The organism is Mesorhizobium sp. M7A.F.Ca.US.005.03.1.1 (genome assembly GCF_003997975.1).
Lineage (GTDB): Bacteria > Pseudomonadota > Alphaproteobacteria > Rhizobiales > Rhizobiaceae > Mesorhizobium > Mesorhizobium ciceri.
This window is the reverse complement of sequence record NZ_RZRO01000003.1, coordinates 120,171-146,184: the sequence shown is the minus strand read 5'-3', so window position 1 is coordinate 146,184 and position 26,014 is coordinate 120,171. Positions and strand designations below refer to the sequence as shown.

Below are 26,014 nucleotides of genomic sequence, written 5' to 3'. Positions count from 1 at the left end.
GCTAAGGCAGTTCAGAAGGCCGCCGAGCAAGGGATCCTGGAGCCGAAGACGGTGACCCGCATCGACGAACCTGTGCGGGCGATCGCGAGAGGGTGGCGGTGTTTGCGGCAAGGGATCTTGACCAGCCCAGGGTTTCCTAGCCGATGCGAGCCGGCGGCAGCTCGAACAAAGTGGCGCCGTTCTCCCGGCCGCGCTCGACATAGCCGATGACGCCGAACCATCTTGCGACATCCGGCCCCTGGAGCCAACTGCGCGAATGGATGGCGAGGTTGCCGGCGAGCGCCTGGATATGCCTGATATGCCGCTTGCAGAAACGGACGGTCGTGGCCCGGAAGAAGTCCTCCCGTGCGGCGAACAGCGTGTCGGCGGCGTCGCTGTTCTCATGCCAGGCGATGATCGCCACGGCCTTGTCACCCTCGACAAGCGCGTGCGCGCGGCCCTCCTTCAAATTCATCATAAGGTTGTCGTAGGCGATCTTGCTGTCCTTGCCGGCAGCGACGTATTCGTCCGACATCCGCTTCGACAGACCGCGAAAGACATCCTCCAGATCCCCAAGCGTTGCTGCGCGTGCTCTCATTTCTCCTCCTAGCACCCCAGCAGGCAGTTTGCCCTAAGGTTGGGGGATCACCAAGCAAATCGAATCCGCTGGTGGCAGAAGAGCGCAAACTTGTTTCGCTCGACGATGTGTGCGGCGGGCGCGGCTAGGTGGTGGCCACGTCGAGAAGCTTCGCAAGCAGGCTCACGAAGGCGATGAACTCCAAAGCACGCTCGGCGTCATCGTTAATGAATCCGTGTGCCCTCGGATTTCGTAGACCTGACACCGCGCCGCTGAATAGTTGCATGAAGCCCTTCTGTTCATCCCTATCGCTCTGGTCTTGCAGCGCGTTGAATTTCAATATGGGGTTAGATGGACTGAACGCCCGCTCCATTAGTGTCGTGCCGTCGAACTCAAGTCCGCTACGGAGACGCACCAAGCCGTTGAGCGCCTTCACGGCTGCCTCTACGGCGTTAGCATAATGGCCATCCTGATATAGCTTATTTGCCGCACGCGCGATTTCCCGATGAAGATCAAGGCCATCGTATGCACGTGCTGTCCTTTCGATACTGCTCTCGCCTTCGTCGCCGAGACGTTCCTCAAAAATTTCGATGACGGACTTCAGCGTGGTGATGCAACTCGTCACCTTGTTCTCGACCGTGCTGATGTTGCCGAGAAGGGAGTCATCCATCCCGCTGTACCAAATACCAAACACCGGTTGAAAGGTTTCTACGCTACATTCAGAATATTCCAAAGTATCAACTCCGAAAATATCTCGAAGCGTTGAGTTTATCTTAGTTGAGTGACTATCTAGAATGTTACGTCCGTCCTTTTCCGTCAATGCGAAAACATTGAGAGTAGTTAGCTCGTCAAGTCGTCGTTTGAGCTTTGGAAGCGCTGCGCGGAGCTGCGCATCCGACAATACGGCAGTTGGACGTGCAGTTGCTATCGGCTGGCGTGCCATGCTCTTTCCTTGCAAATCTGATTTCGCTGCACCGGCCCGATGCGAGGGACACCTTCCTTCAGGTGTGGATTCAAGCCGGCGCCTTGACTATCACAAGATACTAGTTGCCTGCTCCTATTTGACTTGACGAGTGGTACTTTAGCACCTCGGGGTTTAGACTGGGGAAAACCTTCACGGCGCGGTCGAACGCAAGTAGACTCTCCGACCCCAGTTTACGCGTCAAAGAATTTGCTCGTCCGTTACGTCTTCGGCGTCTCTCATCTGTTCGCCAGCCTTCGGCTGGCGAACAGCGACTTTCGATAGCGTTTCATCTTCATCCGCTACTCTAACCTCCGAAAGCGCGACGTGCTTAATATTCGCTAGTTGCAAAGCGCTACGCCTCGCCTCGCGCTCAAATCTCTGCCGTTGCCCAGATGGGAGCAACTGAACGAAATCCAATATGGTTTCGGTAGGTCTAGAAATGAACTCAACCACAGCTAGGCAATATAATGCTTGGTCTAGATAGTCTTTCGATCTTTTTCGGTCAAAATCGGCAGGGCTGGATGTGATCTCTAGCTTATTCGAGACATCCACATAGACCGACGAAAGTCGAGCTTTCTCTCGCTCTCTATCAGATTTTTTGTACATCTCACTCAATTCATCATTATCACGTGTATCAAGAACACCCATGATTGATTGTGCCACCGCGATTGGATCCGTTCGAAGGATGTATGGCGACAACAATTTCGACAGTGTTTGCATTTCTTCCCAGCCTTGATCGCCCGGCGATAACATCTCCGCAGCTAAATGCACGCTGTATAAAACGGATAGTTTCCCAGATAAATACCAAGGAGCGTCCGATATCGCATGCTTGCTTAGGTGCCTATATCGATGATTGAAAATGCGTTCTGGGAGATGGGCTTTGCAGTAAATGATAAGGTATTTTGACGATTCCTCGACGGACAATATAGAAATATGACTGCAGACAGCATACTTTTTGCGTCGATGAAGGCTCTTCGCGCTCTCAACTAACGATGTGATATTTTCTAAAATCGCGGTAAGAGGTCCGCTTTCGCCGATAGGACTAGCTGCTGGTTGCGGCTCGAAAATATTGTAGTTCGCGTCTACACGATTAACTCTGTCACCAGATGTGGAACTGTTCATTGCGCCAGTCGGTCGACAGACCGTAGAATTACCGAAGCGCCTGCCGCAACGGCCGCGAAGCTCGCCCGTCTGCTCTGCCGGCCAATGTCGGTCATAAAGTCGTCGATCGAGTTTCTGACTACGACAGTGGCAGCGCGGACGCCAAGTCCTGCTGCAACAACGCTGGATGCGATTGCCAGATAGGGCAGATATTCTTTCATTGTGTCCCCCTCATTAGTTCCACGAACGCCGCCAATCTCGGTCAATAGTTGTGCGCGCGCAAGCTTCGCCTCGAAAGGGCATGCTTGAAAACCGTTCCCGTCCGGAGCGTTTTCACCAGCCTTCAGAAGCCAGCTCGAACCGAGAGCGCGCCATCGGCGAACCTGGTGCTTGTCACCGCGGTTCATACCCACTGGAATTCGCGCGCGGGCAGCGAGCCCGTTACTCCACTGCGAGAGGATAGTGTCTTGGATCAGCACGTCAATCGCCGCGTCGTCGTTTCCGCATCAACTGCTATCGCAGCGACCGGTATGTTGGCCGCAGGAAATATCTCCGCCGAGGCGCTTGTCGCCTCTCGACGAGAGGCGGCCAACAAAACTGTCAAATCCGGTTGAAAAAACGTCAAACTGATGAGCATCGATACGATGAGCAGCATCGAAAAACACAACAATATCAAAGAAGTAGAATGGTGCCCAGAGGCGGAATGGGCAGAATGCAGAAAAAAGACAACAAAATCAATGGCACTGGCAACCGATTTGCGCGGCTTGTGTATCACCGAGGTGTTGCAAAGTCGAGGCTCATCGTAGGAAGGGCAGGGCGTGGCTGCGCGCTTCAGTATGACACTGACCTCGAACGTCGGGCTACAGAATACTGCTTCAGATAGAATGGCGATGCTCCTAGCATAGCCCTCGTGAATCACCCGTTCGCCGGGGGATCTCCAGAGGGCGCGCTTGTCGGCGCTATCCCGCCTGTCGCCGCATGAGGCGAGCTCGTCTATGCTCGCAAAAAGCATGGGAGGTGTCATGACTAAGCTAACAGGCGCTGCGGATATGGCCCGGTCCGTTGGTGTTGATCCCAAGGCATTTCGACAAGCTTTGAGAGACGCGAAGTTCCCTTGGCACAAGCACAACGACGACTGGGTTGTGGAGCTGGATAGCTCAGAGCACTCGTCGATGCGGACCGTGCTTGTAACGCTCCTCAAGCGGAAGAAGCCTCGCCCCACCGAGAGCTAATGGCTGAAAAGTCATCCCGCAGAAGCGGCCCTCGTTTGTGCAAACAGGATAGCGACAACGGAGTATCCATAACGCGCTACCCTGAACGGCTTCCATTGACAATAGGAAAATATTCCTCTATACTGACTGCGGCGAGCTGCGTCGGCTGACGCGGTTAGGCCAGACCTTAACAGGAGTATTGACATGCCTTTGACAGATCGACCCGACACACCATGTCGGCACCACTCAAATCACACCACAAGGGGCCTTCTGGCCCCTTTGTCATATATGGAGGCAGGCCAATGAATGTCGCCTCCGAAACCACCCGATCGTTGATCGTCTTCGGCAGGGATGACGCTCGTAAAACCCACGCCTCGGTCTTCTTGCTGCCCGAAGTCGAGGCGGCAGAAAGCGCGGCTAGGCTGATGGGGATGCATTCGCATCGCGTTGAGCCCGGCGAAGCACCCGAGATCGTCATGCGCCTTCCGGCTGGCAAGCTTTTCGACAGCGGCAGGGCTTTCGTGCCGTTCGTCAAATCGGAAGTCTATGCCCGTATCGCGACCCTAGCGGGCGTCGCTGACGAGCGCGACAATGGGTCGGGCGACGACAAGGCCGTCGACAGCCCCGAAAACGCCTCAGCGGGCTCGCCTGAGGCCGTGGCGGGCCATGGCAGGGGCGACGGTGGCGGCGGTGCCGCTGGCGGTAACGATAGCGACCTTTGGGCAAAGCTGGCAGTCGGCGACATGGTACTGGCATCGGAAGGCCCCGACGAGGGATACTTTGAGGCCCGGATCATGAAGGCGAAAGCCAAGGGCATTTTCACGCTGAAATTCAGGGACTATCCGGATGCAGCCCACGTCGACCGCAGCTACTACCAACTCGGCCTGATCCACCCGCGCCAGCTGGCGAAGAAGTAAGCGGTCTTGCAACGGGCCGGGTTCGTCCTGGCCCGTCACCCCTCAACCAGACATCCATTCGAAGGAACCACCCCATGACATGCTCAAAGGAGCGCGTCGGTCGGCTGTCGGCGGCTGATCGAACCACGCGTATTCGAACCCTCAACGACCAACTGCGCCAGACCGGTGCGGGCGGCCGCATGGTAATGACCGCCGGTGTCGCCGCACTGCCTGCCCAAGAGATCGGCGCCATTCTGCTGGCCATCGCCAACTTCGATGCATTCGACGAGAACAACGATCCATGGGGCCAGCACGATTGCGCTCTGCTGCACGTCGGCGAGCGGCAGCTGTTCTTCAAAATAGACTACTATGACCGGGCGCTGGTAAACCTGTCGCCCGATGCATCCGACCCCGCTGTGACCATTCGCGTGATGACCGTCATGCTGCCGGAGGAATACTAATGTTGCCCTCTGCACAGGGCACAGGGGCACAGCCGCCGGTACATCTAAGTCGCCTTTGGCCTTCTGCCGGACGACAAGGGCATAGGCTGCCGCGCCCCTTTGGCAGGCTCGATCAAAAGAGCCGCGGCGGGCACACCAAGGACGGTTGCCAAAGCATCCAACGTATCGATGGTGACGTTCTCCGAGCCTCGCTCAATGCGGCCAACGTAAGATCGATCGATCTCCGCCGCCAATGCCAGCCGCTCTTGCGACAAACCTTGCTCTGCCCGGAGCTTGCGGAGATTCCAGCCAATGATCTTGCGCACATTCATTGTGAGCAAGAAGGCAATATAAACGGCTTGACAATCGACGGACTGACAGTCCCCTATTTGGCGTGGGGATTGCTTCAGGTTCTAAGCAACCGGTTACGAAGCTTCAGGGGGATTGAAATGAAAATCGCAGTTGGAATTATCGGCATTCTGCTTGGCATGATTTCGATGCTGCAGTCCTGCGCGGTCGCGACGGGTGGAAGCATCGCGGCCAACCATGACCTAGCGGGCGCTGGGTCAGTCGGCGTGTTGGTCGGTTTGCTGTTCTTCGTCGGCGGCGCCTTCGCCTTCGGCCTGCCGCTGATCTCGGCGATCATTTTCGTCGTCGGCAGCTTGTTTGCCTTCATCGCGGCAAGCGCATTCACCGATATGAAGATTTGGGCGTTTGCAGATCTGATACTGGCAGTGATGGCGTACTTCGCATGGAGAAGCGCTCGAAAGGCCAAGACCACGCCTTCGGGAGCGGCCCCGAAATGACGATCTGGTTTTACGAAGAAAACGGACAGCCGCGCGGTCCGATCGAAGAAACCTATCTGACCGCCATGCTTTCGAGTAAGGCGCTTCCGGCAAATACGCGCGTTTGGACGGATGCTTTCGGCAGCCAGTGGAAGGCGGCCTCCGAAACGGACATTGTCCCAAAGGAAATCAGGGTAACTCCGCCTCCGCTGAGTGTTGTTCAAGCGGCTGTTCCCGCGACCGCTGTCGTCGATAAATGGGCGAGATGGATCGCGTTCTCGCCGCTGATCATCCTCGCTGCCGATACGATCGTCCTGCTCGCCGGTGGCCATCCCAACACCCCGCCCATCAGCACCGGCGTATCGCTGTGGGCAGCGATCGGCGTTTTCTGGCTGGCTTACAAGGACGCCAAGGCGATCAAGAACGCTGGGCAAAACCCGACGGGCAAGGCACTCGTTCCGTTCATGCTGCTGACCCCAGTCGGCTATCTCTGGCGTCGATCGGCCGTCATACGCGCACCGCTCAGATACCTATGGATCTGGCTCGCCTGCGCGGCGGTCTTCCTGATCGCCGAACTGGCCATAGATCCAAGCCTCAGCGTTGCCAACGCAGCGGAGACTGGAGATCTCCTGTCGTACGGATCACGCGCCGGGATGACTGTCACGATCACAGGCCGGTCCGGCATCGATACGGACCATGCCGAGATTACCCTCGATCCCACAGCCCCGAACTCGAAGGGCTTCTGTATCGATTCCAACGGGGATGACGGTGAGACATGTGTTGGCAAGAAGTTGGCCGACGCCAAAATTCAAGCGAGCATCGTAGCAAATTGCTTTACAGGAAAGTTCACCAGTCCATGGGGCAACGGCTTCCAATTCAAGGGCCGCGCTGCCAATGGCGATTATTCCTACATAGTTCAACCAGACGTCGTTCCGCACGAAGTGCTTGATTACAGAGCCAACTATGATGTGGCGATTGAGGCGTTCAAGGCGCTATGTCCCGCCAGAGTTGCGCGAGCCGATCGAGAAGACCCCGTTCCTGAGGTTGCCGAAGAAAGCAGTCTTGACGATGCCGAACAAACTGCCCCAAACGTGGCTGAAGAATCCGTCACGGACGCCCCTTCGAACGGATCGACCTTCCGCGGCCTCCAGTTGGGAATGACAGAAGCCCAGCTTACGCAATCGGTGGATCGTTCGTTTGCTTTAAGCTCGAAATGGACTGGCACCCTGCAAGCGTTTTCCGCTCTTGCCAAAGGCTTGAACCCAAACGGACCGCAGGGCCAGATGCTGTTTATCGTCAAGGACCAACAAGCTTGCGGGCAGATCTTGATGCGCGACGGCCACGCTGCTCGCCTGCGGTTCTATCAGTGCTACTTCGACATCGCCAGCGGCATGTCGATCGACGATTTCGCGCGACAAATAGTCGATACCTTCCAGCTTGAGGACGGCATGTCCAGCCATTGGGAAATGCGTGGTGATGGAGCGTACCAGTTCAAGTACACCGAGTATGTCGGTGTCAGGCAGACTACGTCCGAGCGCTTCACCGCCTCGCTCCATCAGATGGACAACAACCTGACGCTGACAGTCGAACGAGTTCCCCACGCCAACTTCAACTGAGACCCTTCGAGGGTCTCGGAACTCAAGTGCGGCTAATGGCGTCCAGACGATCGACTTCTCTTTTGAGGTGATTGAGCGTTGCATAGCCAGAATGGCTCAATTGCAAAATTTCTATGATCATCCAAGCCACCCATTGGCTAAACCGGGCAACGTCTTTTTCAGTGACGTGCTGGTGGGCGCCGCGATGGACTGCAAGCGATCTTAGATCGTACATGTCGCTGATTTGCTTCTTCAGCTTCCCGTATTCAGAGAAATGAACGAAACGAAACCCACCGTAGGTCAGTATGCTCGCAAGCCCAGACGAGACAGATTGAGATACCCTCTCCTTTTCAAGAGAGAAAAAGGCTTCGACGCAGCTCCAATATTTGACGATTCTCATGGTCAGCGGAGTGTCGCGGTGCGCATCTGAGAACCAGTAAATCGCCCTTTCGATTGCTTCCTCGACCTCTGTCTTGTTGCCTTTCTGTAAGTTCGTCGCCGCGAGCCCGATCATTCGCATCGCGTCAGACCTGTCCGATAACTCGGTATCTAGCGAAAATGGCTGTCCTCTTGGAGATCCAAAATGCGTGGTAACGTGACTGTCGGCTTGGCTCCAAGACATCCAAACTGAGCGGCCCGGTGCGTCCTCTGGAGTCATGCCCGTACCGATGCGAAACCCTGCAGCGCCATTCTCGTATGTAGCAGCGGCAGCGATTGCAATCAGGCCAACGACCAACACGGTCTGCTCTGAGAACAATCGTCGCGCCACTCTTTCAGTCGCGAAAGCTGAACCATGGAGCCACAAAGCGCCGGGCCGAGCCTCCAATATAGAAGGATCCGGGTGCTTCTCGTAAGAGACATTCGCCGATTTCAGGACAGAAATCGGACTTCGCAGTATCCTCATCGGGCCGAGACTGAATGAGTCCTCTGATTCCAGTTTTATGCCAAAAATTGGAACGATGAAGAAATGCTCGTGTATCTCGCCGGTGACCAGATTAGATATGGCATCGAGGACCTCTTGAGGATTGTCAGGCATAAGAGCTTGAGATAGCCAATCCTGTACGGCGCTTTTCCATGCCCGCCAGATGTCCGAATAGTCTGCCTTTCCATCGAAATAATCGCGCCGAGATACCATCTCGACGACTTGCATGAATTTCTCAAATCCAAAATCAGTGAGGTATAGATGCTTATTCTTTCTGATCCTAAGCTCCCTAGCGAGAGTTCTGTCGCGCGGTATCTCGCTTATGGATTTAGGAGCTATAAGTGACTTGGACTTAAATATGTCTTCGGCGCACGAGAATAGAATACGCAGTTCCTTAGGTGTGAATGGCTTCCCCATATTTCCCTTCTCAATGCGCTGAGCAAGGCCTCAGCGGCTCCCCTTAGGATAACCAGCGATAACGGAGATCGCTTCAGCGTGGTAGATCACCCGTTCGAAGTTTCTAAGCCTCGCATCTGATGCGGTCTCAGCGCCGCAAAAGACGACTGTGGTCCAGTCATGATGGGCGTTCAGGGTTTGACGCGTCTGATACGTCTTGGCGAAACAAGCGGCGCGAAGTGGGTACGCCTCGGGCTGGCCGTAGCCGAACCGTTCGCCTGAATGCTTGAATTCAAGATGGACCGCGAGAATGCGGTTTAGAGAATTTCGAAAGAAAAAGATGGCATCCGACTCGAGTCCCTTACTATCGGGAATTCGACAAGTGCATCGACTATCTAAACCGCACCAGTAGTTGGCCCAGAAAGGCTGTATTGTAGGCCGCGTTCGCCAACGCACAGCGCGCTGTTCGTCTACGAGGGCGGAACTGCCGGTGTAATTTGGTTCCGCCGACGTGCCCCTAATCAACCAATCTCTGACGTGTTGAGAGGTAAATACGCTCTCAGCGATGGCATTCAAGTAGGGCTGGGCTTTTCCCGAATATGCAGGCATAGAAGTTACCTAAATGTCGCTGCGAACATGAAACGTGTTGATGATCCCGTTAGCCGAACTATGGGAAGGTTGGCATTACCGAAAATTTGGACCGGCTATCGCGAGCTTTCTCGGTTCTTGAAAGCCTGTTCAATAGCTCCTTTGACTTGCGAAACGAGCGCTTTGTCATGTGACGACAGCACATGGACGTCGCCGCTGGAAGTGCGCAAGACCAGCGTCGATTTGGAGGGCAGCATCGTAGTTGCGAAACCTAACCCGAAAAAAATGAGGACCCCCCACAGAAGGCCAGCTTTCATCCAAACATAAATGGAAAAGATAATCGCCACCAAAATTAAAACAGCACCGAAACCTCCGGCCTCCTGCTTAATGCTCACACTTCCAATGCTTGAAATTTGATAAGTCACATTCCCGAAGATAGCGGTTGCATCCGTGACGTGGATGCCTCCACTTGTGAAGTTGACCTTCTCCATGCTTCCCCCACCTAGCTTTTCTGCCCTTTTGGACGGTGGAGCATTCTCTCTTTCTTGCCAAGCGTTTTGTGACTTGTTGTTTGCGGGCGCTGAGTTCGTTTCCGTCACAGTTGCGCGGACGGGTTTTCCGGACTATTCGAAAAACGCAATCAATTGGGAGATGAAACGATGTCGGATGCTGCAGCAGAAACTCGTAACGCCGGTGTGTTGGGTTTAACTGCAGAGATTGTTGCGGCGTACGTGCAGAACAACCCAGTGCCCGCGATCGGCCTTCCAGATCTGATTGCAAGCGTCAACTCTGCCTTGATGGGAATTGGCCTGCCTTCGAAGCCGACAGAGCCTGAGCTTATTCCCGCGGTGAACCCCAAGAGATCCGTGTTCCCAGATTACATTGTTTGCTTGGAGGACGGAAAGAGGTTCAAATCCCTCAAGCGCCACTTGAATGTCCACTATGGGCTGGCGCCGGAGGAATACAGGTCCAAGTGGGGCTTGGCTCGAGACTATCCGATGGTGGCACCAAACTATGCTGCTCAGCGGTCCGCCCTTGCGAAATCCTCAGGCCTCGGCCGAAAAGCGGCTGCAAAAGGTGCCCCAAAAAAACCTGCAGCCAAAGCCAAGAAGCCTGCCGCGCGGCGGAAGACGGCTTAGGCCGGAACCTCGATGAATAGATCAGCCGCCGTTGGCGCTATCGTGTGGTTAAGCCTTACGGCCTACCCTGCCGTGGCGCAGCAAACATTCGAAGGTTACGACTGCACCGCAGGCTGTTCAGGCCACCAAGCAGGATACGATTGGGCCGAACGAAATGGTATTTCGGACGCCAACGACTGCGACGGCAATAGCCAATCCTTCAATGAAGGTTGTCAGGCTTACGTTGAGGAGCAACAGCCAGCGCCAGACGATGAAGTCCCTCCCGACGAAAGCGACGAGGACAGTTCAGAATAGCCCGATAGTGCTTTCTTCTCTCTCTAGACTCTTCCGCCTGACGGAAGCATTCTCCCCTCGGGGAGATGGCTATGGGCAATTCTGTTCGGCCGTGGGTTAGACGGCGGAGGCCTTGGTGGCGTTCGCTTCTGCGCGCTCGCCTCCCTATTTCTCTGGCGCTGCTTGGCACGGCGTCCCTCGCTTATGTCGCAACAGACACCCAACACTCACTTCCAAATGTTCATTATCCCGTCAGGTCAACGACCTCCGTCGCCGTGCGCAGAGTGGGCTGTGACATCAAGGGAAACATCAACGATCGCGGTGAGCACATCTATCACGTGCCCGGTCAGGAATATTATTCGGCTACGCGCATAAACCCGGCGCGAGGCGAGAGATGGTTCTGCTCCCAATGGGAAGCGTGGTGGGCTGGGTGGCGGAAGGCCAAAGTATGAAGATAATGGCTATGCAGCGGCGCGGTGAACAGTGACGGGTGACGCCGAAAACCTGTCAAATTTCTTTGCGGCTTTCGAGGAAATGATTGCGTCGATGCCTGAAGCCACAGCGAAGACGATGGGATAAGATCAAACATACCGCTGCCCGGCGGTCGGCCCTTTCAAAGTCTTCTGGCCTTGGTCGCAAGCTGCGAAAACGCTGCCGTCGCTGCGCCAGCCCTCCTGGAGCTACAATTTGCTGAGACGCGATAGCCAGACGGCTGCAAGGCAGTTAGAAACGTTTCGTAATTCTCACCCTGATCGAGATGAGTAGTCTTTTTTACGGATCGGGACATGACAAAATGGCAGGGATAACGGCAACGCGATGATAAAGTCGGTCAACAATTATCCAATCTCACAGCTTTTCGACATAGAGGCCTCGGTTGTTTACGCCGTTCCCCGGTATCAAAGAGAGTACACTTGGGGGAAAAATCAGTGGGAGACAATATTTGACGATGTACAGGAGAATGATGGCGGTTATTTCCTAGGTTCGATCATATGTATCAACCAGACCAACGATAGCCTCGACGTGCAGCGGTTGGAGGTCATAGATGGCCAGCAGCGTTTGACCACTCTTTCCCTCCTCTTTGCCGCTATCTATCAGTCACTAAAATCTCGCGAGCAGGCTTTAAACGACGATCAGAAAATCGAAATGCTCAATCTCAAGCGCAAGCTTGTGCTAAAAAAGGGAGTTGACCAACTCCGCGTTATTCCTCAGATTCAAAACCTTAACCTAAATGACTATCGAGCCGTTCTGTCTGAATTGGGTGCCGTAAGCCCCTTTGATGCTCCCCCGTATGCAGGAAATCGGAAGATTTTTCGCGCGTATCGATATTTCCAAACTCGGATTGAGGAGACAGCCAATATTTCGGCCGACCCGCTCGTATCGATCTTGGAACTTCTCGACAAAGTAAGCCAAGCATGTTTAGTTAAGATTGAGGTTGCTAGCCACGCAGACGCTTATACTCTCTTTGAATCGCTAAACAATCGAGGAATGCCACTTACGGCAATTGATTTAATAAAGAACAAACTATTAGCCAGAGCGGAGGCTACATCGAGCGATAAGGTCGATTATTACTTCGACGTTTGGAGCACCCTGCTCTCGCACCTCGGCGACGATTACAGTGTTCAAGAGCGCTTCTTCCGGCATTATTATAATGCCTTCAAGGACGATTTAAATAGGCCATTTAGAAGCGACAAAGATAAAAGAAAAGACCCTCTTGGCCCAGTTGCTACACGTACTAACCTGATTCAGATATACGAGAAGTTGATCAATCAAGACGCAGGCGCACAGCTCCAAGGGATTCGAAGCGCAGCCGAATCCTATGCGCTAATGCTTTCTAGAAACCAGAACTCGGCGCTTTCAGTTTTAGACAAACCGTTGAAAGATCTGGAGCGAATTCAAGGTGCGCCATCGCATCTGCTGCTATTGTATCTCATTGTGAAGCAATCAGAGTTGGGACTCCAGCCTTCGCATTTGGACAAGATAGCTCGTCTTCTAACGCGCTTCTTTGTTCGCAGGAATCTCACGGACACGCCACCGACGCGCGATCTGACCCGCTTATTCATGTCGATAATCGAGAAGGTGGCCCCTCTCCGAGGTGATCGGGTGGTCGACGCGGCGATTGAAGACCTTCTGGCAGTTTCAGCTAGCGACAAGGTCTTTGAGGAGAAATTGGAAGGGCCGATTTACGAAGAGAACGTGGGTGTTACTCGTTTTGTTTTGTGCGCTCTCGCAGAGGAGGGAATGACGAGAGAGACAACCGTTGATCTATGGAGAGTCGATAACAAACAGTATGTTTGGTCGATTGAACACATTTTCCCACAAGGTCAAAACGTTCCCCCGTATTGGGTCGATATGATGGCTGGCGGAGACGCAGCCGTGGCAAAGGCGCTAATTCAGTCTCACGCCCACAGGATTGGAAATCTTACTATCTCCGGATTTAATAGTGCTCTTGGGAACAAAGGGTTTTCAGAAAAGCGAGACAGGGTCGATAGCAAGGGACTTCCCGTCGGTTATAAGAATGGTCTTAAGCTGAATGATGTACTGGGGTCAGCTGACAGTTGGAGCGTAAAACAGATTGAGGACCGCACTGCTGTCCTCGTTGGCAGGGTTCTAAGTATATTCGCTATCGCTGATAAATAGGACGGTTCGTTTGTAAACTCAAACCGGGCTTTGCGGTGGTTGCAGAGCGCCAAAGTTAGCTTCTCAAAGAATCTCGGGCGAAGCCTAGCTCACCACGATCAACGTCCTTTGAGGAACCAAAATGATTATCGTCATCCAATGCGCAGGCAAGAAACAATCCCCGGCCGGTCACCTGACCAAGAAGGACGGCAGAAAGGCATGAAAGGAGAAATCACCGCCGACATTAGCAGCGCCAACGTTTTTGCGGACTTGGGTTTTGACAATCCAGAAGAGGAACTGCTCAAAGCCGAGCTGGCCCGTGAGATTCGCGCCATTATTAAACGCCGCCGCCTGACCAAGGCGAAGTCGGCTGAGATGCTTGGTATTGGACAGCGCGACGTCTCCGACATTGTTGTCGGCCGCACCGGCAAATTCTCTCTCCACCAACTTATCCGCTGTTTCGATCAGCTCGACCACAAGGTCGATACGGAGGACAAATAGAGATTAACTCCGACTCGCTTTCTTAGTAGAACCGCGTCGATGCCCGGAGCTTCCCTGTTGATCTTTCTCGCGTCGAAGGGTTGCCCGTAGAAGCCCCGCCGAGATCAGCTCCGAGTTGGTGGCAGGCAAGCCTGCCTGCGAATAGGCGGTCCTCATCGTGCCGAATCGGTCTAGGAAAGCCTGATACCTAGGTAGCCCAGCGTCAGCATTTATATGTGCGACCGTGACATATCCGTATGCCGTTTGCAGTCGACGAAGGCACTCCAAAAGCTCTTCGTCTGAGTACTGTCGATCTGCCTTAGGACCTGCGGAGCACTGCTTATAACCGACAACTGCATAGGCGGCTCTTAGGCTTCCAAAGTGCGCAACATACGCTGCCGCAGCAGGCGTATATGGGCAAGCGTTGATAATCGAGACGGTAAGCTTCTTCTTTTCTTTGAACAGGCGCTGGAGGCATTTGACCATCCGCGGTCTCTCATAACCGTAGCCCCGCTTACAACGGAGTTCCCGTTGAGCCTTCTCGAACTGCCTTACGTCCACAATCGGGTCCATCACCCGGGCTCTTGTCCATTGTTCAGGAGGGTTCCGGTTCGGTCTGCCCTTCAGCAAATAGGATCTGCGATTGTAGACGTAGTAACCTATCATCAATTCGTTGCTGAGCACGGCTTTGACCCGCCGGTGATTCCAGACCCGACCATTCGTAGAAGGAAGCCCCTCTTGATTCAGACTCGTTGAAATGCGGCTCATGCTTCTCTTTTGATTCACGAACATGTCGAATATCCGCTGCACAACACTAATTTCATTCGGTGGCCCGGGGACAAGCAATACACGGTCGGAACTCAACCCCTTTCGCTCGCCGGACTTAAGTAGAAACAGCGGCTCCCGGTCTTTGTTCACCAAGAGGCGTCTCACGCCATATTGCAGGACGCCTCCTTGACTGAAACCAAGGAGGGCTTGCTGTCGATGTGCCCTTGAGACCTTGAAAGACAGTTCGCGGCTGAACTCGCTCGCCATTGCGCGCTTCATGTTCTTTAGGATGGTCGAGACCATGCTGCCGTCGTTTTCAAAGGGTTCGGCGCAGTACACCACCGCGACACCCGCGCTACGACAGAGGAATTCGTAGTGGGCGGATTGATCCGCGTCCGGAAAGCGACCCCATCGGCTGACGTCTAAAACCAGAACGGCAGAATAGGCATGTTGCCCAGTCACAACGTCAGCCAACAGCCGCTTCAGGCCGTCTCTTCCCTTCAGGCTTAAGCCACTTTTACCGGCATCCGCGTAGGTATCAACGACAGCGAACCCTCGTTTTTCGGCATACTCGGCGATGGCAGCGATCTGGTTCTCCAAAGAATACCGCTGGTGGTCGGTAGACATGCGAATGTACTGCGCAGCCGGAACACGGAGATCGCTTGTAAGCTCAGTCACTATAGTGCCTCCGCGCGAGCCGATCTAATGCGGCAGGACGACGCTGATGCCCGCATATTACTCCACAACGGGCTTGAGCAAAACGTTCTGAGCCGTCAATTCACGTGTGCTTGCCGTAGCCGAGCGGCTTGACCGGGAGTCGGGTAGCGCAACTCCGTCCCTATGGCGGCTGGCCGATGACGGCGGAAGGAGACGCCAGCACCGTAAGTACTTCCTGCAGCGAACCCGTCAGCCCTTAGTCGTGGCACGGCCTCGATGCACCCGAAGGCTTCATGGCGCTGCCACCGCAGGAGCATTGAGGATACGGTAAACCTGCATCCTTGAGCAACCGACTACCTTCGCGATCTGCGTCGGGCTCTGGCCGTCATCGCGAAGGGCCATCACCTTGTTCCTGTCGAGACGCTGTCTGCCCCCTTTGTAGGCACCGACGGTCTTCGCTCTCTCAATTCCCTCGCGCTGGCGCTCCTTGATGAAACGCCGTTCCATCTGAGCGACCATACCCAGCACGGTCAGCACGATGTGGCCCATCTCCCCCCGGGTCGAAACGTGAGGATCCAAGACGGTTACAAACGCCTCTCGCTGCTCGCATTCGTGGATCAAGTTTAGAACATCGCGAGTGTCTCGGCCAAGCCGATCGAGCCGCGTTACGACAAGTTCATCACCCGGTCGGAGAAAGTCGATGATCGTCGCAAGTTCGGCCCGGCCATCGCGGCTGGCCCCCGATACCTTTTCCGATCGGACGATGCTGCACCCTTCAGCCTTCAGCTTGGCAATTTGGGTTTCGAGGTCCTGATCGATCGTACTAACGCGGGCGTAGCCTATCCGGCTCATGTGGTGTCACCTCATGGTTTAGGCCCGAGGCTACCTTGTCACAAATAGTCGCTGTCAACTCCGATGTTACATCGCCCTTGCGCAATGGCGTGACGTCACTTTAGGGCATACCCTAAAGTGACATGTTCTCGTCTCTCGTGGTTGACTTGCGCATATGGGCGGTGCTGGCCGAACAGCGTCCGTTCGTTGAAGCGGTGTTCAGTCACCTATGGGCCTGTCAAACCTTCTCAATCTAATGAATAGCGTAGGGATCTCCGCAGTGCTTCGAGCAGGGGTTCAGACGCGCTCTTATCAATGCTCGCCGAACCCTGTCTGGTAAGGATGAGGGTGTTAATCGGTGAGCCCTCAATCTGAACTCTTATTTTGTCGTTCGTATATGAAGCGCCATTCGTCAATTTATCAGCAGCTAGACGAACGTCATTGGCACCTCTTAAAATCGCCGTTGCCATAACACTTTCAGTGAGCTTGATATCTCGCATCTGGCAGCTAACTATTTTTATGTCCCTGTTTGTCTCCTTCGAGAAAAGCTCGCACCATCTAATAACATCTACCTTAATTTCGCTGACAGACACTTCGAAATTGCAAGCTTCCCCAAGGCGCGACAAAAATAAACTCATGCTCCTAGGCGGATTTATGATTTCGAGGTCCGAATATGATGGGTTAACCGCGAAGCCAATGCCCCGAAACTCGGTTCTTTCATAAACAACTTTCTCTCCTAAGGGACTCTCCACAATCTGACTGATATCTTGGCGCTCGATAAACCGCCCCTCCAAAGAGTTGGGCCGCACCCGATCCAAAATGAAGCCGTTTTGTGTTGCAGCCGTGAAGGGTATTGCTCTCAGCCTCTCCGCCAATGTTCTCATATCGAAAGGCCAGCGGACACGGAGCCATCTACGCCGGGTCATGCCGCTGTCACTCTTTCAGCGGGTTCTTGAACGGGAGCTCCTGAAGCAATAATCTCATCGAGTGCGTTTGCCGATGTGCGCTCCACCAGACTCCAAAGCGCGGGCTGCCTATTTGGGTCAAGGGGTTTGAAGTCGGAAGTGGGAGTTCCGTCAGTCAGTCGCCGAGCGATCCTGACCCCAAATTTAAAACCTTTGCCTTGGCGAGGCTCGTCAAATGAAACGTCGAACTGCATGAGATCATTAGGCCTCTCTGTTTGAAGCGCCCTCCAAGTTACCGCTGTGATGAAAAACCCATTCTTTTTGAGCGACTGATATTCCTCAGACTGCAAGAGGTTCATACCGCTTAGAGCGACGCTGTTTATTTTGCCGACGATTTCGCTCTCGACCGCGCGCTCCTTCTCTTCGATATCCATCTCAAGGTCTTCGCCGACGTCATCGTCGCCCGATGCGCATTTTATGCTAACGACCGTCTGCAACTGGTATCCGGGAATATTTCGAAGCATACTCATAAAAAAAGTAGTCCGTTGATCCGCCGTCAATCCATCCAGTGACAAATCCTTAGGTGTAAGAGACTGAAGCTTAAGTTGACTAATCTTTTTAATCAATCGATCAACGACACCTCTCGCCTTTTCCGTTGCAGGCATCCTTATCGTAGTTCGATCACTCTCCAAGATAAACTCGATGTTTGCGTCTCTTCGTTGCCTCTGTATTAATCTTGTCTTCGAATAGTCTATTTCATCGTATGCGACATTCAGCTGGACTTCTCTCAATCTCCGTTGCTGAGTGGTCAACTCATCCTCACCTGCAAACTCTTCCTTATAACTTCGCACGACTTCACTAATCTCGTCATGAGTAAGAGACACAGGCACGTCCACGTAAGCCCTCTTCTCGTTTCTATTCTGATATTCGCGTCTCTCGATCAGTTTGGTCAACGAGGCAAAATCATGAGGCAGGATGGAAATATCACTGGCAAGCCGCTCTCGGTCAGTTTTGGGAGAATAGATAATTCCTCGGGTTAGCGCGATTCCACGTAGCACACCTTCGCTCATTCTCCCCTTAGATGACATGAGCAAGTCAAATATATCTTTGTCTGTAGCTGCCAAAAAAGGCAATTTATCCGTCATATGACATTCCTATCTGGATCTCGGAGAATGTCGATATTACATTGTTTATCAGCTCGAATCGTATGTTATTTAAGACGTCCAATAGGCTATTCTTCCCTTCATCGGTCGCGCCCATAGCTTCTATATAATGAAGCCGTGCCTTTTGAAAATTTTGTAGCGACGTGCCCGCTTTGTCTATAGAGCGAATGAATATTTGACGCTCAAGGTCAAACAATCCATGCTGGCGCATATAATCCAATAGGTAGAGGAATTCATCAACCGTTTCACCGGGTGGTCTGTAAAACACCACCAACCCCGCTTTTCTCTCGCTGTTTCCGTCATATTGCAAAATAATCCACGGGCCGGTAAGCATTTCCAACGACGCGGCGCATCGCTGTTTTCCGCGGAGCTGTGCACGGCGCACCGTCTGCGGGTAAAAAAAAGAGCAAGCTCCTCGATCTGGTAGTCGCGCCGCCCCTGATCTCCCTCTCATTCGTAGTATTTCTTGGCTGACATTATTGAGCCAATGAATTTCGGCGGGACCAAGAACGACCAATTTTCCATTCTTGGGAGTGTGTAGGTCGTCAAAGTCCAATTTCTCAAGGTTATCACTAAATGTCCGATCGTACCCTCCGTCATGATTGTAGATGAATAGGAGACCTGAGACTGAGAAGTCCTTGTGCTTGTGCACATATCGCTCTTGCCACTCGGCGCTTATCTCTGCGCAAGCGACCTGAGCGGAAAGGCTAACAATGGCTTTCTCGATTTGTGACCGCCCGATCGAAGCGGCAGCGTAGCTCTTGAGATCGCATTGAACATAGGTTGTAACGTCGTCGTAAGGCTCATCGTAATAAAAGACGACATCGGTTGGATGCGTAGCTACCTTGTGGCTCTCGTAATTATCGCATTTGAAATCAACGTTGACTGGTCCAATTTTTGTCCAGAGAAACTCGGCAAAAATCTGGTCGGAAATTATCTCTGCAATTTGCGCTATACCCGCAGTCTCACCCATGCCTATCCTGCTCCCACATGCGAATCTCCGTTGTGTAGCACTCTCCGAGCCAATATTACAGGTTTCCTGCTTTGTTGGGTGTGGTCGTTAAAGAGCACCTGTCAACCGAAAGGAAAAGGCCTCTTTGACTACTCGGTCGAAGTGTTGGGTCGGCTCGTAATTATCTGGTATACGTAATGTCGGAACGTTATTGGCCCGCTCCTATTGACCGGCCCCTGCAGGTTGAAAAGATTGCTATCATTTGCCGCTGTTTATGGCGACGGGATATTCATTTCATCTGCTTGGTACTGCCCCACAATCTTGCCAACGTCATTTAGTTTTGTCTCGGGCGGTACCATGTCGAGGACCCGCATCATTGTTTCAATCGGGTCGGTATGACCAATTTTCATAGTTGTTTGCGAGCTGGAGAACTCCCACCATTGCCCGCTTCCGTTCCTCAGTTCTGCAAACAGCTCCTCAACCGTTCCGGCGGGCTTGTAGATCGTTGTGGCATCAGATCCGACGGGACCAAACAGGCACCAGACAAAACTTCTACCATCGTCGGTTTTCGCTATCGGTGTGAACACCACATTTGTTGAACGCTCGCCGTACTTGATGCGCCGGACGCCGAAGACCTCCTTCTCCTCACCATTCTCAAGGAGTTTCGAGCCTTCGACAAATTCTTCTCTGACAGAGGCTGCCATTCCGTACCCGGCGAGGCTGCTTCGCCCTCGGAGATGGTAGTATCGATTTACGCAGGCGTTCAGGATCATCGATGGTGTAATGCCCTTAAGGTCGCGAATCTGCAGGGCATAGTCGATGTAGTCGATTCCTAGAAATCTGACCGCATCAACGTTGTCCGCCATATAGAGGTCATCTCGTGTCGGTTTGAGAAGTTTCGGCAATTCGGCGGTAGACACATACAAATGGTCGGCAGTGGCTATAAACCGCGAAATTCCCAAGACAGCAGCGGTATACGCCTCTGAGACGTTGTCAGCAGTGTATGAAGACCCGCTCAGGGCGAGATACGGAGCGTGGAAACCAAGCAAGGCGTCACGTGCGATTGAACGATCCGGAAGCTGGTCCGGGATAGGTCCATCCTCGGGGGCTGGTGTCGGATCCGTTGCCCGCTGAGTGCCGCCAAGGAAAGCCAGCGCACAGGCGGAAAAACAATGGTCTCCAGATTTGACAACTGTCGCCAGCCCTAACCTGCGGAAGAGCAGCGCTAAGTCGAGCCCAGCCTGATAAGATCCACCCGAGCTGTTGAGTTCGACGACAATTCTTGGCCAGACCTCGCCATCATTTGAGATCCCGGCTTTCGCCAATGCGACCTTGACGCTAGCGGAGTCAGTATCATTGATCTCGCCTTCAAGTCGAAAACCTACCGCCTCACTTCCTTTGTGCTCGACCTTCCCGACAAACCTCACCTCGGCAGCTTGCACCATCCCGGCTAGACCGAGAAAGATGCCGAGCGAAAGCGACGCGCAAAGCCTCCAACGCATGTTACTTCGCAATTCCGGGACAGAGGTGCTGGAAAATGCCGAGCTCGACCCAGTATCCCGAAGCCGTTGTGCCGTCGAGAATCTCGCCAGTTTTGACGCGCTTTATAGCGTAATCGGCGATCATTTCGTCTGACTTCTTGGCGGGGCCGAGGAACGCGAACTTTTCGTTCGATAGATCCAACCAAGTCCGTTTGACGCAATTACCGGTCACATAATCGTCGATTTTGACCAAAGCCATTGTCTGCTTGACGCAAGCCATCGAGTAGTCCGAGTTATATTGGACACAGAAGGCTTTGGCATCCTTGGGCGTGTGCCGTACGTGAATCTTGGCGTTTGCCGTGCCGATGCCTTCCGTCGACACTGTGGTAAGCTGCATACCGGCCCGACTTCCGTAGTAGATGGGATCGTGGTCATCGGCCCATCCTGCTGAAGCGGAGATAGCGATGGCCAAGACTGCAGATACGTACCTGAAAAACTTCATAGTCGTCCCCAATGATACTCCAAAGTACTCTAATCACTCGCAGCGGCCCCAATCGGCCAGACGGCCGGTTCAGTCTGTAGAATAATTGAAAGTGCCGCAGAGGTTTGGGCTATTGATGTCGTGCGGAGTGTCTTTCGATCCAAAGACCGCCATCCCAAGCAGCAGGGGACCACCAGACGACGATCTTTCGAAAAACACGACGTACTGGGCTGGGTCAGATTTCGGATCACCGCAAAGCGTGTTGCCGTTTCTAAGAGCACCCGGATCCCGCGACAATTTGAAAACTTCCGCGGTCGCTTTTTTATCGCCCGTTTCGTCCCACTGACGCCAAGATGCGCCCACCGAGGTCAGACCAACTTTTTTGCCGTTTCCGAATGTGATCGCCAGCTTGCTGCCCGGGATGGCGAAATCTGGATTTCCCGAGAGCCGTATCGTTCCGGTGATTGACTCTGCCGTACGACTATAGGGATCGAATTTACGCTTATCTTGCCAGAGGTGGTGTTCCATGGCTGATTGGGCCAACACCGGACCGCAAACGACGCAGGCCGCGATTGTAAAGGCTAACGGATATCTCAGCTGCAAGATTATCACCTCAAATCCGAGCTACATCCATTTTCGCGCCCACGTTGCCAGTTCGACCCGAGCCTTGTCCGGCCAATCATCTAGAGGCGGCCGGACTTCTATCTTCTTTTGATCCGGTTTCCACGCCGCGTAGACGCGATGTTCTTTTGCGGACACGAAAACCAATGCCTCCTGAAGGCCGCACATATGCGGGGTGCAAGCCGTTCCTACATAGTCGTCGCCGACGAATTTGCCGGAGCCCGTCCCATCAAGCGTTTCCCGGTAGGCACCGAGGTCGGGGCCGAGGAGGTCGCTGATGGCACTGCTAATTTCCCCGTAGCTGAAAAGGTCAGACGGGTGTTTGACAGTGCGCTCTCGCAAGGTCGCGAAGCCCTTAGTCAAATCAGGCTGCATTTCAACGGACGCCTGCTCAGCAAGGCCAGTGGAGGGCGTCCAGACCCATATCTTGCCTACCCTTCCGGCACTTGGAGCTGTGGAAAAAGTAATCGCAGTGTCTTCAACCTTGCGGGTTACCAAGGCGCAGTCGGCTCCCTCGATCGGCCCGTCAATGCGAGGCTGGCCGCTAGGGGGGAACGAAACAATGAAGGGTGAGCCTTCGCAAGCGTTGCCGCCGGACAGGCTGTTGCCGACCAATGTTGGAATTCCGTTCACAATTGTGATTTCGTCGATTGTGAGTCTACCGTCTGTAATGGTCGGCTTTCCATCAAGGTGCATCGTCTCCTCGGCCTCGCCGTAAATTTCGACTGAATGACCGAATAGAATGGCATTGAAATCATCTGCGATTGACGCTGTCGTGAAGCTGAGGATGACAATTAGCGCGAGAAAGTTTCTCAAGTAGCTTCGCATTGGACGGCCTTAGCTTTTGAATCGGGTTTCGTGAAAGTCCCGATGCACATCGGTGTTCTATTATTGGAACGCCGCGATGTGAGAGCTCTTTGCGAGGCTGCTGGATGAAAAGAAGCCGCCACACTTATTGCGTAGGGAGCAACCTCTGCACTCATCGGCGTATTCATTTTTCCAATCGCTGATCGAGCGTTTTGCGTACTGATGGATGGAGCCATCAAGAAGACAGAGCTGGTGATTGTAGACTGAAACATTGATCCTAGCCGCAGCCAGATATTGCACAGCCGCCCGCAACTCACTTCGATAGTCGTACGGGTCTATCCAGAGCTTATCCATATTTGCCCTTGTGAAGCCAGTGATCTCCAGCCCCATGAACGTCACGTGGTCTACGAAGGTGAGGTTTCTAAAAATGAAATCTGACAGGTCGGCGAGACCTTCATAGGTCTGCTTGTGAACGACAACTCGTATCTCAACCTCAGCCCCGACGGACTTCAGGTTCATGATCCCGCGGATGGTCTCATCGAAAGCGCCTTTGGATTGAACCACATAGTCGTGCACTTCCGGGTCCGCTGAGTAGATCGGTATGCCAACGGAAAGACGAGGATGCCCGATTGCTTGATAGCGATGCGAGAAGGCCTTGTCCTTAAATGTCCGGCCATTGGAAAGAATATGAACCGGCGTAGAAGGAAGGTGGTCACGAGCTGATGACAAAATGTCAAAAAAGTCCTCACCCACCAGCGTCGGCTCACCGCCAGTGATCCCGAGAAACGGGGTCGTTGCGGGCAGCAAGGGCAGCACATCCAAAATCTCCCGCGCCAACCAGCGATCGTCAACGTCTTTGGGTGGCTGGGAGCACATCAAGCACAGGTGGTTGCACCGCTCCGTTACGAGGAAATAGTTCGCGTTGGCACCCTTTCTGAACAGGACACGCACTGCCTTCCGATCCGGGACAAAGCGGATAACGTCTCCCTCGCTGAGGTAGTCGAATTCGTGGGGCAGAACGACTAGTCGTCGGTCTGAAAACAGTCGCTCAGCCTCCGGCCGGTGCTCCTCAAAGGTGACAACCCACTGGCATTCAGGATGTAACGCCTGCCCCTTGAAAAGATACGCATCATGCTCCGGGTTGGGCGCTTGATCAGCTTGGCCCGTCACGAGCCTAAGTGCCACTCGCTGTGAGAAATCACCGACGCTTGCTGACGCAGCGAAGCCACTCAGTCGCAACATCCTAATTCGCCCAACTTAGAAAGAGTTCTCGGGCGGTAACGTCCCTCTCCATAAGGTCGATCAGCCTCTTGAAGATCGACATGTTGCGATTGCAGAATCCCGACCGCGTTTTGAGGCCAACAAAGTCGCCCTGCGTTGCGGTGTGGAACACCGGATCGGAGCCACAGAACGGTTCGTAAGCGCAGTCGGCGCACATCGGTACGGAGCCTGCAAAAGACTGCTCGATAGGATCGAGGAGAGCGTCAGACCCGAAAATCTCCGCATACGTGTTTTCGTGGACGTTCCCGAGCAGAAATGTCTTGTCGCCCATCTCAGCCAACATGCGCGCTTCGTCGGATGCGTAGACGCTGGCGTCATAGTTATAGACAACGGCGGAGATACCGATGCCTGCCGGGCTCATCAGGTCCACATATCCCGGCTCGAAAGGCGTGAGCATTTTTGTAAGGATGGTGGCCGCGTAAAACTCCTTGAAAGGAATGCCTTTCCGATTCAGTTCGAGGATGTAATTCAGCCCGTCGAAGTAGAAGTCGAGCCAGTGGTCCACGTCATAGGCAGCGTACGATTTCGTCTTGACCGCGAAGCCGTAAGGAGAAAGCGGCCGAAGGAATATTCCGGGGAAATCTAGCCGCACGTATTCGTCAATGATCTCGCGCACCAGTGGAAGGCTGGCTTTGGTCGTCGTCATAAGTGCGCTGACGCGTCCATGGCCGAGAGCCAGTCTGGCCTTGTGGATACCTGCCACAGCCAATTCATAGCTGTTCTTTCCCGGGCGTGGTCGATTGGCATTGTGAAGAATGGCCGGACCATCAAGCGACGTAGAAATTAGGACGCTGTGCTCGCAGCAAAACTCCAAGATTTCGTCCGTAACGACAGCGAGGTTCGTCGTGATAACGAATTGCAGCGACCGCCCGGCGACCTTGTTGATCGCTTCAGCCCGATGCACGATGTGTTGGATCAACGGGAAATTCAGAAGCGGCTCGCCGCCTTGGAACTCGATCTTGATAGCCGGACTTGGAGACTGGAAAATGAGCGCCAACGCCTTCTCGGCAGTCTCCTCTGACATATCGAAGGCTGAACGATCTTCGCTTTGACGGGATACCTGACAGTAAGGGCAGGAGTGCTCGCACCGCAAAGACACGACCATTATATGAAGCGATGTGAAGTTCTCCAGCCTCTTTGCCTTGGTCCGAACCTTAAGCGCCAGCAGCTCCTTGCCGATATTGGAGGATGCATCAAAGAGGAACTGCCTGCTGCGCAGGCGGGAGTAAGCGGGGTGTGTGCTGGGAAGCTCGTGCTTGACAAACGAAGCCAGCACGGCGCGCGGCAATACCAGATATTCGCCCGCTTGGTTGGTCAGCATATACCGCTCGTCATCCAACTGGGAAAAACGGAAGTACGCGAGCTGGTATGTGTCGTCCAACGGTCGTTGGAACTCAGTTGCCGGAGCAAACTTAGTCATCGGACTGTAGGCCCGATCTGGAAAACGCCAGCGCCAGTATAGCGTTTCTAACCGTGGCGGTTTCGGCGGCGATGCTGCTACGCAGGTCCTGATCCAAGACCTCTAGCCGCAGCCTTTCTATCGCTGCGTCGGCCGCAGCTCGCGCGGCCGCCTTACTGAAGTTGATCGTGCATACTGCGAAGCCGCCTTCGATCGTGATCTCAACCGCAGCGTTTCCAGTTACCCGATACGCTGCGCGCTTCACACAGTCGAGGCTGAAGACTGACAGATCAAACTTGACTTGGGCAGTCTGGACGAGCTCGCTATCGCGAGAAGTGTCCGCCATCAACAATAGCTGTAGCCAGAGCAGTGAGACCCGTGACTAGCATGGCTCGAATGGCTGGTGTGGTACGCCATGATAACGTCCGTACCATTTGAGCGGTCGAGCACCTCACCGTAGCCGAGGTCCGCCGGAACAGTGCCAGCTTCAGCGAGCTTGGCCGAAGGCTGATTTGCCGATTCGACAAGGACTGCAGCCTGAACTTGGCCGCCGAGAATCATCGTGGCCGACAAGGCCATTGGTGACAGAAAATTGCGCTTCGACATTATCCAAACCCCCGTTTGTACGGACTCATTAGCAAAACGGGCCAAGCCGGACAAGTACCGATTGTGGAGACGTGCTTAAGATATCAACAATGTTCCACCA

29 protein-coding genes are annotated in these 26,014 nt (G+C 53.8%); 10 read left to right on the top strand and 19 right to left on the bottom strand.

Annotated elements, in window-relative coordinates:
• Positions 1–136 precede the first annotated feature (136 nt).
• The 4 genes from EN990_RS02665 to EN990_RS02650 form a co-directional block, all read right to left on the bottom strand.
• The gene (locus tag EN990_RS02665; protein ID WP_013533589.1) at positions 137–577 is read right to left on the bottom strand and encodes a hypothetical protein; all 441 of its coding nucleotides are present in this window, start codon (positions 575–577) and stop codon (positions 137–139) included.
• A 124-nt stretch (positions 578–701) separates the two neighbouring features.
• Positions 702–1,499 (bottom strand): TIGR02391 family protein, encoded by a 798-nt coding sequence (locus tag EN990_RS02660; protein WP_127368068.1) that lies wholly within the window; start codon positions 1,497–1,499, stop codon positions 702–704.
• A 219-nt stretch (positions 1,500–1,718) separates the two neighbouring features.
• Complete coding sequence (locus EN990_RS02655) at positions 1,719–2,642, bottom strand: AbiV family abortive infection protein (RefSeq protein ID WP_127368069.1); 924 nt, start codon at positions 2,640–2,642, stop codon at positions 1,719–1,721.
• On the bottom strand, positions 2,639–2,842 hold the full coding sequence (locus tag EN990_RS02650) for a hypothetical protein (RefSeq protein WP_127368070.1): 204 nt from the start codon (positions 2,840–2,842) through the stop codon (positions 2,639–2,641). Before EN990_RS02650 ends, EN990_RS02655 begins: the two co-directional genes overlap by 4 nt.
• 246 nt (positions 2,843–3,088) lie before the next feature.
• On the opposite strand from EN990_RS02650, the gene EN990_RS35360 reads away from it, so the two are divergent.
• The 4 genes from EN990_RS35360 to EN990_RS02640 all read left to right on the top strand — a co-directional run bounded on the left by EN990_RS35360 (position 3,089) and on the right by EN990_RS02640 (position 5,189).
• Positions 3,089–3,235, top strand: coding sequence for a hypothetical protein (locus EN990_RS35360; protein WP_164753410.1), 147 nt, complete (start codon positions 3,089–3,091; stop codon positions 3,233–3,235).
• Between the two features lie 30 nt (positions 3,236–3,265).
• Positions 3,266–3,427 (top strand): hypothetical protein, encoded by a 162-nt coding sequence (locus EN990_RS35355; RefSeq protein WP_164753409.1) that lies wholly within the window; start codon positions 3,266–3,268, stop codon positions 3,425–3,427.
• A 707-nt stretch (positions 3,428–4,134) separates the two neighbouring features.
• Complete coding sequence (locus EN990_RS02645; RefSeq protein WP_127368071.1) at positions 4,135–4,749, top strand: hypothetical protein; 615 nt, start codon at positions 4,135–4,137, stop codon at positions 4,747–4,749.
• Between the two features lie 74 nt (positions 4,750–4,823).
• Positions 4,824–5,189, top strand: coding sequence for a DUF3768 domain-containing protein (locus tag EN990_RS02640; RefSeq protein WP_127368072.1), 366 nt, complete (start codon positions 4,824–4,826; stop codon positions 5,187–5,189).
• Between the two features lie 44 nt (positions 5,190–5,233).
• Here the strand turns inward: EN990_RS02640 and EN990_RS02635 are convergent, their stop codons facing one another.
• Positions 5,234–5,500, bottom strand: coding sequence for a helix-turn-helix transcriptional regulator (locus EN990_RS02635; RefSeq protein WP_127368073.1), 267 nt, complete (start codon positions 5,498–5,500; stop codon positions 5,234–5,236).
• Between the two features lie 27 nt (positions 5,501–5,527).
• On the opposite strand from EN990_RS02635, the gene EN990_RS02630 reads away from it, so the two are divergent.
• Both EN990_RS02630 and EN990_RS02625 read left to right on the top strand, forming a co-directional pair.
• Positions 5,528–5,974, top strand: coding sequence for a hypothetical protein (locus EN990_RS02630; protein WP_245460880.1), 447 nt, complete (start codon positions 5,528–5,530; stop codon positions 5,972–5,974).
• The gene (locus tag EN990_RS02625; protein ID WP_164753407.1) at positions 5,971–7,569 is read left to right on the top strand and encodes a DUF4339 domain-containing protein; all 1,599 of its coding nucleotides are present in this window, start codon (positions 5,971–5,973) and stop codon (positions 7,567–7,569) included. The genes EN990_RS02630 and EN990_RS02625 overlap by 4 nt, the downstream gene beginning before the upstream one ends.
• A 22-nt stretch (positions 7,570–7,591) precedes the next feature.
• Here EN990_RS02625 and EN990_RS02620 read toward each other — a convergent pair whose 3' ends face one another.
• Positions 7,592–8,698, bottom strand: a complete 1,107-nt coding sequence (locus tag EN990_RS02620) for a HEPN domain-containing protein (RefSeq protein WP_127368075.1) — start codon at positions 8,696–8,698, stop codon at positions 7,592–7,594.
• A gap of 872 nt (positions 8,699–9,570) precedes the next feature.
• Entirely contained in the window at positions 9,571–9,945 is a 375-nt protein-coding gene (locus tag EN990_RS02615) for a DUF6232 family protein (protein ID WP_127368076.1), read from the bottom strand.
• Between the two features lie 168 nt (positions 9,946–10,113).
• Between EN990_RS02615 and EN990_RS02610 the strand changes: the two genes are divergently transcribed.
• The 4 genes from EN990_RS02610 (at position 10,114) to EN990_RS02590 (ending at position 13,983) form a co-directional block, all read left to right on the top strand.
• Positions 10,114–10,593, top strand: a complete 480-nt coding sequence (locus tag EN990_RS02610; protein WP_127368077.1) for a MucR family transcriptional regulator — start codon at positions 10,114–10,116, stop codon at positions 10,591–10,593.
• Between the two features lie 12 nt (positions 10,594–10,605).
• Positions 10,606–10,887 (top strand): hypothetical protein, encoded by a 282-nt coding sequence (locus EN990_RS02605; protein WP_127368078.1) that lies wholly within the window; start codon positions 10,606–10,608, stop codon positions 10,885–10,887.
• Between the two features lie 795 nt (positions 10,888–11,682).
• Complete coding sequence (locus EN990_RS02595; RefSeq protein WP_127368080.1) at positions 11,683–13,503, top strand: DUF262 domain-containing protein; 1,821 nt, start codon at positions 11,683–11,685, stop codon at positions 13,501–13,503.
• A 198-nt stretch (positions 13,504–13,701) separates the two neighbouring features.
• Entirely contained in the window at positions 13,702–13,983 is a 282-nt protein-coding gene (locus tag EN990_RS02590; protein WP_127368081.1) for a helix-turn-helix transcriptional regulator, read from the top strand.
• A 3-nt stretch (positions 13,984–13,986) separates the two neighbouring features.
• On the opposite strand, the gene EN990_RS02585 is transcribed toward EN990_RS02590, so the two are convergent.
• From EN990_RS02585 to EN990_RS02525, 12 genes are all read right to left on the bottom strand, one after another.
• Positions 13,987–15,408, bottom strand: coding sequence for a recombinase family protein (locus EN990_RS02585; RefSeq protein WP_127368082.1), 1,422 nt, complete (start codon positions 15,406–15,408; stop codon positions 13,987–13,989).
• 270 nt (positions 15,409–15,678) lie between these two features.
• Positions 15,679–16,239: a recombinase family protein gene (locus EN990_RS02580; protein WP_127368083.1), complete on the bottom strand. Its 561-nt coding sequence runs from the start codon at positions 16,237–16,239 to the stop codon at positions 15,679–15,681.
• A 227-nt stretch (positions 16,240–16,466) separates the two neighbouring features.
• Positions 16,467–17,144, bottom strand: a complete 678-nt coding sequence (locus tag EN990_RS02575; RefSeq protein WP_024503100.1) for a hypothetical protein — start codon at positions 17,142–17,144, stop codon at positions 16,467–16,469.
• A complete protein-coding gene (locus tag EN990_RS02570; protein WP_127368063.1) occupies positions 17,141–18,268 on the bottom strand; it encodes a hypothetical protein in 1,128 nt (375 codons plus the stop codon). The genes EN990_RS02575 and EN990_RS02570 overlap by 4 nt, the downstream gene beginning before the upstream one ends.
• A complete protein-coding gene (locus tag EN990_RS02565) occupies positions 18,258–19,259 on the bottom strand; it encodes a hypothetical protein (protein ID WP_024503098.1) in 1,002 nt (333 codons plus the stop codon). Before EN990_RS02565 ends, EN990_RS02570 begins: the two co-directional genes overlap by 11 nt.
• Before the next feature lie 251 nt (positions 19,260–19,510).
• On the bottom strand, positions 19,511–20,740 hold the full coding sequence (locus EN990_RS02560; protein ID WP_024503097.1) for a hypothetical protein: 1,230 nt from the start codon (positions 20,738–20,740) through the stop codon (positions 19,511–19,513).
• Position 20,741: 1 nt separating this feature from the next.
• Complete coding sequence (locus tag EN990_RS02555) at positions 20,742–21,191, bottom strand: hypothetical protein (protein ID WP_245460878.1); 450 nt, start codon at positions 21,189–21,191, stop codon at positions 20,742–20,744.
• 99 nt (positions 21,192–21,290) lie between these two features.
• On the bottom strand, positions 21,291–21,728 hold the full coding sequence (locus tag EN990_RS02550; protein WP_128336529.1) for a hypothetical protein: 438 nt from the start codon (positions 21,726–21,728) through the stop codon (positions 21,291–21,293).
• Positions 21,729–21,824: 96 nt separating this feature from the next.
• Complete coding sequence (locus tag EN990_RS02545; protein ID WP_206519144.1) at positions 21,825–22,649, bottom strand: hypothetical protein; 825 nt, start codon at positions 22,647–22,649, stop codon at positions 21,825–21,827.
• Positions 22,650–22,709: 60 nt separating this feature from the next.
• Positions 22,710–23,870 (bottom strand): His-Xaa-Ser system radical SAM maturase HxsC, encoded by a 1,161-nt coding sequence (gene hxsC / locus EN990_RS02540; RefSeq protein WP_024503094.1) that lies wholly within the window; start codon positions 23,868–23,870, stop codon positions 22,710–22,712.
• A gap of 1 nt (position 23,871) precedes the next feature.
• Entirely contained in the window at positions 23,872–25,329 is a 1,458-nt protein-coding gene (hxsB, locus tag EN990_RS02535) for a His-Xaa-Ser system radical SAM maturase HxsB (protein ID WP_127368061.1), read from the bottom strand.
• 324 nt (positions 25,330–25,653) lie between these two features.
• Positions 25,654–25,914: a hypothetical protein gene (locus EN990_RS02525; RefSeq protein WP_127218519.1), complete on the bottom strand. Its 261-nt coding sequence runs from the start codon at positions 25,912–25,914 to the stop codon at positions 25,654–25,656.
• Positions 25,915–26,014 lie beyond the last annotated feature (100 nt).

Coding starts and splice junctions, on each gene's coding strand:
- EN990_RS02665 (WP_013533589.1), bottom strand. CDS start 577: ATGAGAGCACGCGCAGCAACGCTTGGGGATCTGGAGGATGTCTTTCGC.
- EN990_RS02660 (WP_127368068.1), bottom strand. CDS start 1,499: ATGGCACGCCAGCCGATAGCAACTGCACGTCCAACTGCCGTATTGTCG.
- EN990_RS02655 (WP_127368069.1), bottom strand. CDS start 2,642: ATGAACAGTTCCACATCTGGTGACAGAGTTAATCGTGTAGACGCGAAC.
- EN990_RS02650 (WP_127368070.1), bottom strand. CDS start 2,842: ATGAAAGAATATCTGCCCTATCTGGCAATCGCATCCAGCGTTGTTGCA.
- EN990_RS35355 (WP_164753409.1), top strand. CDS start 3,266: ATGAGCAGCATCGAAAAACACAACAATATCAAAGAAGTAGAATGGTGC.
- EN990_RS02645 (WP_127368071.1), top strand. CDS start 4,135: ATGAATGTCGCCTCCGAAACCACCCGATCGTTGATCGTCTTCGGCAGG.
- EN990_RS02640 (WP_127368072.1), top strand. CDS start 4,824: ATGACATGCTCAAAGGAGCGCGTCGGTCGGCTGTCGGCGGCTGATCGA.
- EN990_RS02635 (WP_127368073.1), bottom strand. CDS start 5,500: ATGAATGTGCGCAAGATCATTGGCTGGAATCTCCGCAAGCTCCGGGCA.
- EN990_RS02625 (WP_164753407.1), top strand. CDS start 5,971: ATGACGATCTGGTTTTACGAAGAAAACGGACAGCCGCGCGGTCCGATC.
- EN990_RS02620 (WP_127368075.1), bottom strand. CDS start 8,698: ATGCAAGTCGTCGAGATGGTATCTCGGCGCGATTATTTCGATGGAAAG.
- EN990_RS02615 (WP_127368076.1), bottom strand. CDS start 9,945: ATGGAGAAGGTCAACTTCACAAGTGGAGGCATCCACGTCACGGATGCA.
- EN990_RS02610 (WP_127368077.1), top strand. CDS start 10,114: ATGTCGGATGCTGCAGCAGAAACTCGTAACGCCGGTGTGTTGGGTTTA.
- EN990_RS02605 (WP_127368078.1), top strand. CDS start 10,606: ATGAATAGATCAGCCGCCGTTGGCGCTATCGTGTGGTTAAGCCTTACG.
- EN990_RS02595 (WP_127368080.1), top strand. CDS start 11,683: ATGATAAAGTCGGTCAACAATTATCCAATCTCACAGCTTTTCGACATA.
- EN990_RS02590 (WP_127368081.1), top strand. CDS start 13,702: ATGAAAGGAGAAATCACCGCCGACATTAGCAGCGCCAACGTTTTTGCG.
- EN990_RS02580 (WP_127368083.1), bottom strand. CDS start 16,239: ATGAGCCGGATAGGCTACGCCCGCGTTAGTACGATCGATCAGGACCTC.
- EN990_RS02575 (WP_024503100.1), bottom strand. CDS start 17,144: ATGACCCGGCGTAGATGGCTCCGTGTCCGCTGGCCTTTCGATATGAGA.
- EN990_RS02570 (WP_127368063.1), bottom strand. CDS start 18,268: ATGACGGATAAATTGCCTTTTTTGGCAGCTACAGACAAAGATATATTT.
- EN990_RS02565 (WP_024503098.1), bottom strand. CDS start 19,259: ATGGGTGAGACTGCGGGTATAGCGCAAATTGCAGAGATAATTTCCGAC.
- EN990_RS02560 (WP_024503097.1), bottom strand. CDS start 20,740: ATGCGTTGGAGGCTTTGCGCGTCGCTTTCGCTCGGCATCTTTCTCGGT.
- EN990_RS02550 (WP_128336529.1), bottom strand. CDS start 21,728: ATGGAACACCACCTCTGGCAAGATAAGCGTAAATTCGATCCCTATAGT.
- EN990_RS02545 (WP_206519144.1), bottom strand. CDS start 22,649: ATGCGAAGCTACTTGAGAAACTTTCTCGCGCTAATTGTCATCCTCAGC.
- hxsC (WP_024503094.1), bottom strand. CDS start 23,870: ATGTTGCGACTGAGTGGCTTCGCTGCGTCAGCAAGCGTCGGTGATTTC.
- hxsB (WP_127368061.1), bottom strand. CDS start 25,329: ATGACTAAGTTTGCTCCGGCAACTGAGTTCCAACGACCGTTGGACGAC.
- EN990_RS02525 (WP_127218519.1), bottom strand. CDS start 25,914: ATGTCGAAGCGCAATTTTCTGTCACCAATGGCCTTGTCGGCCACGATG.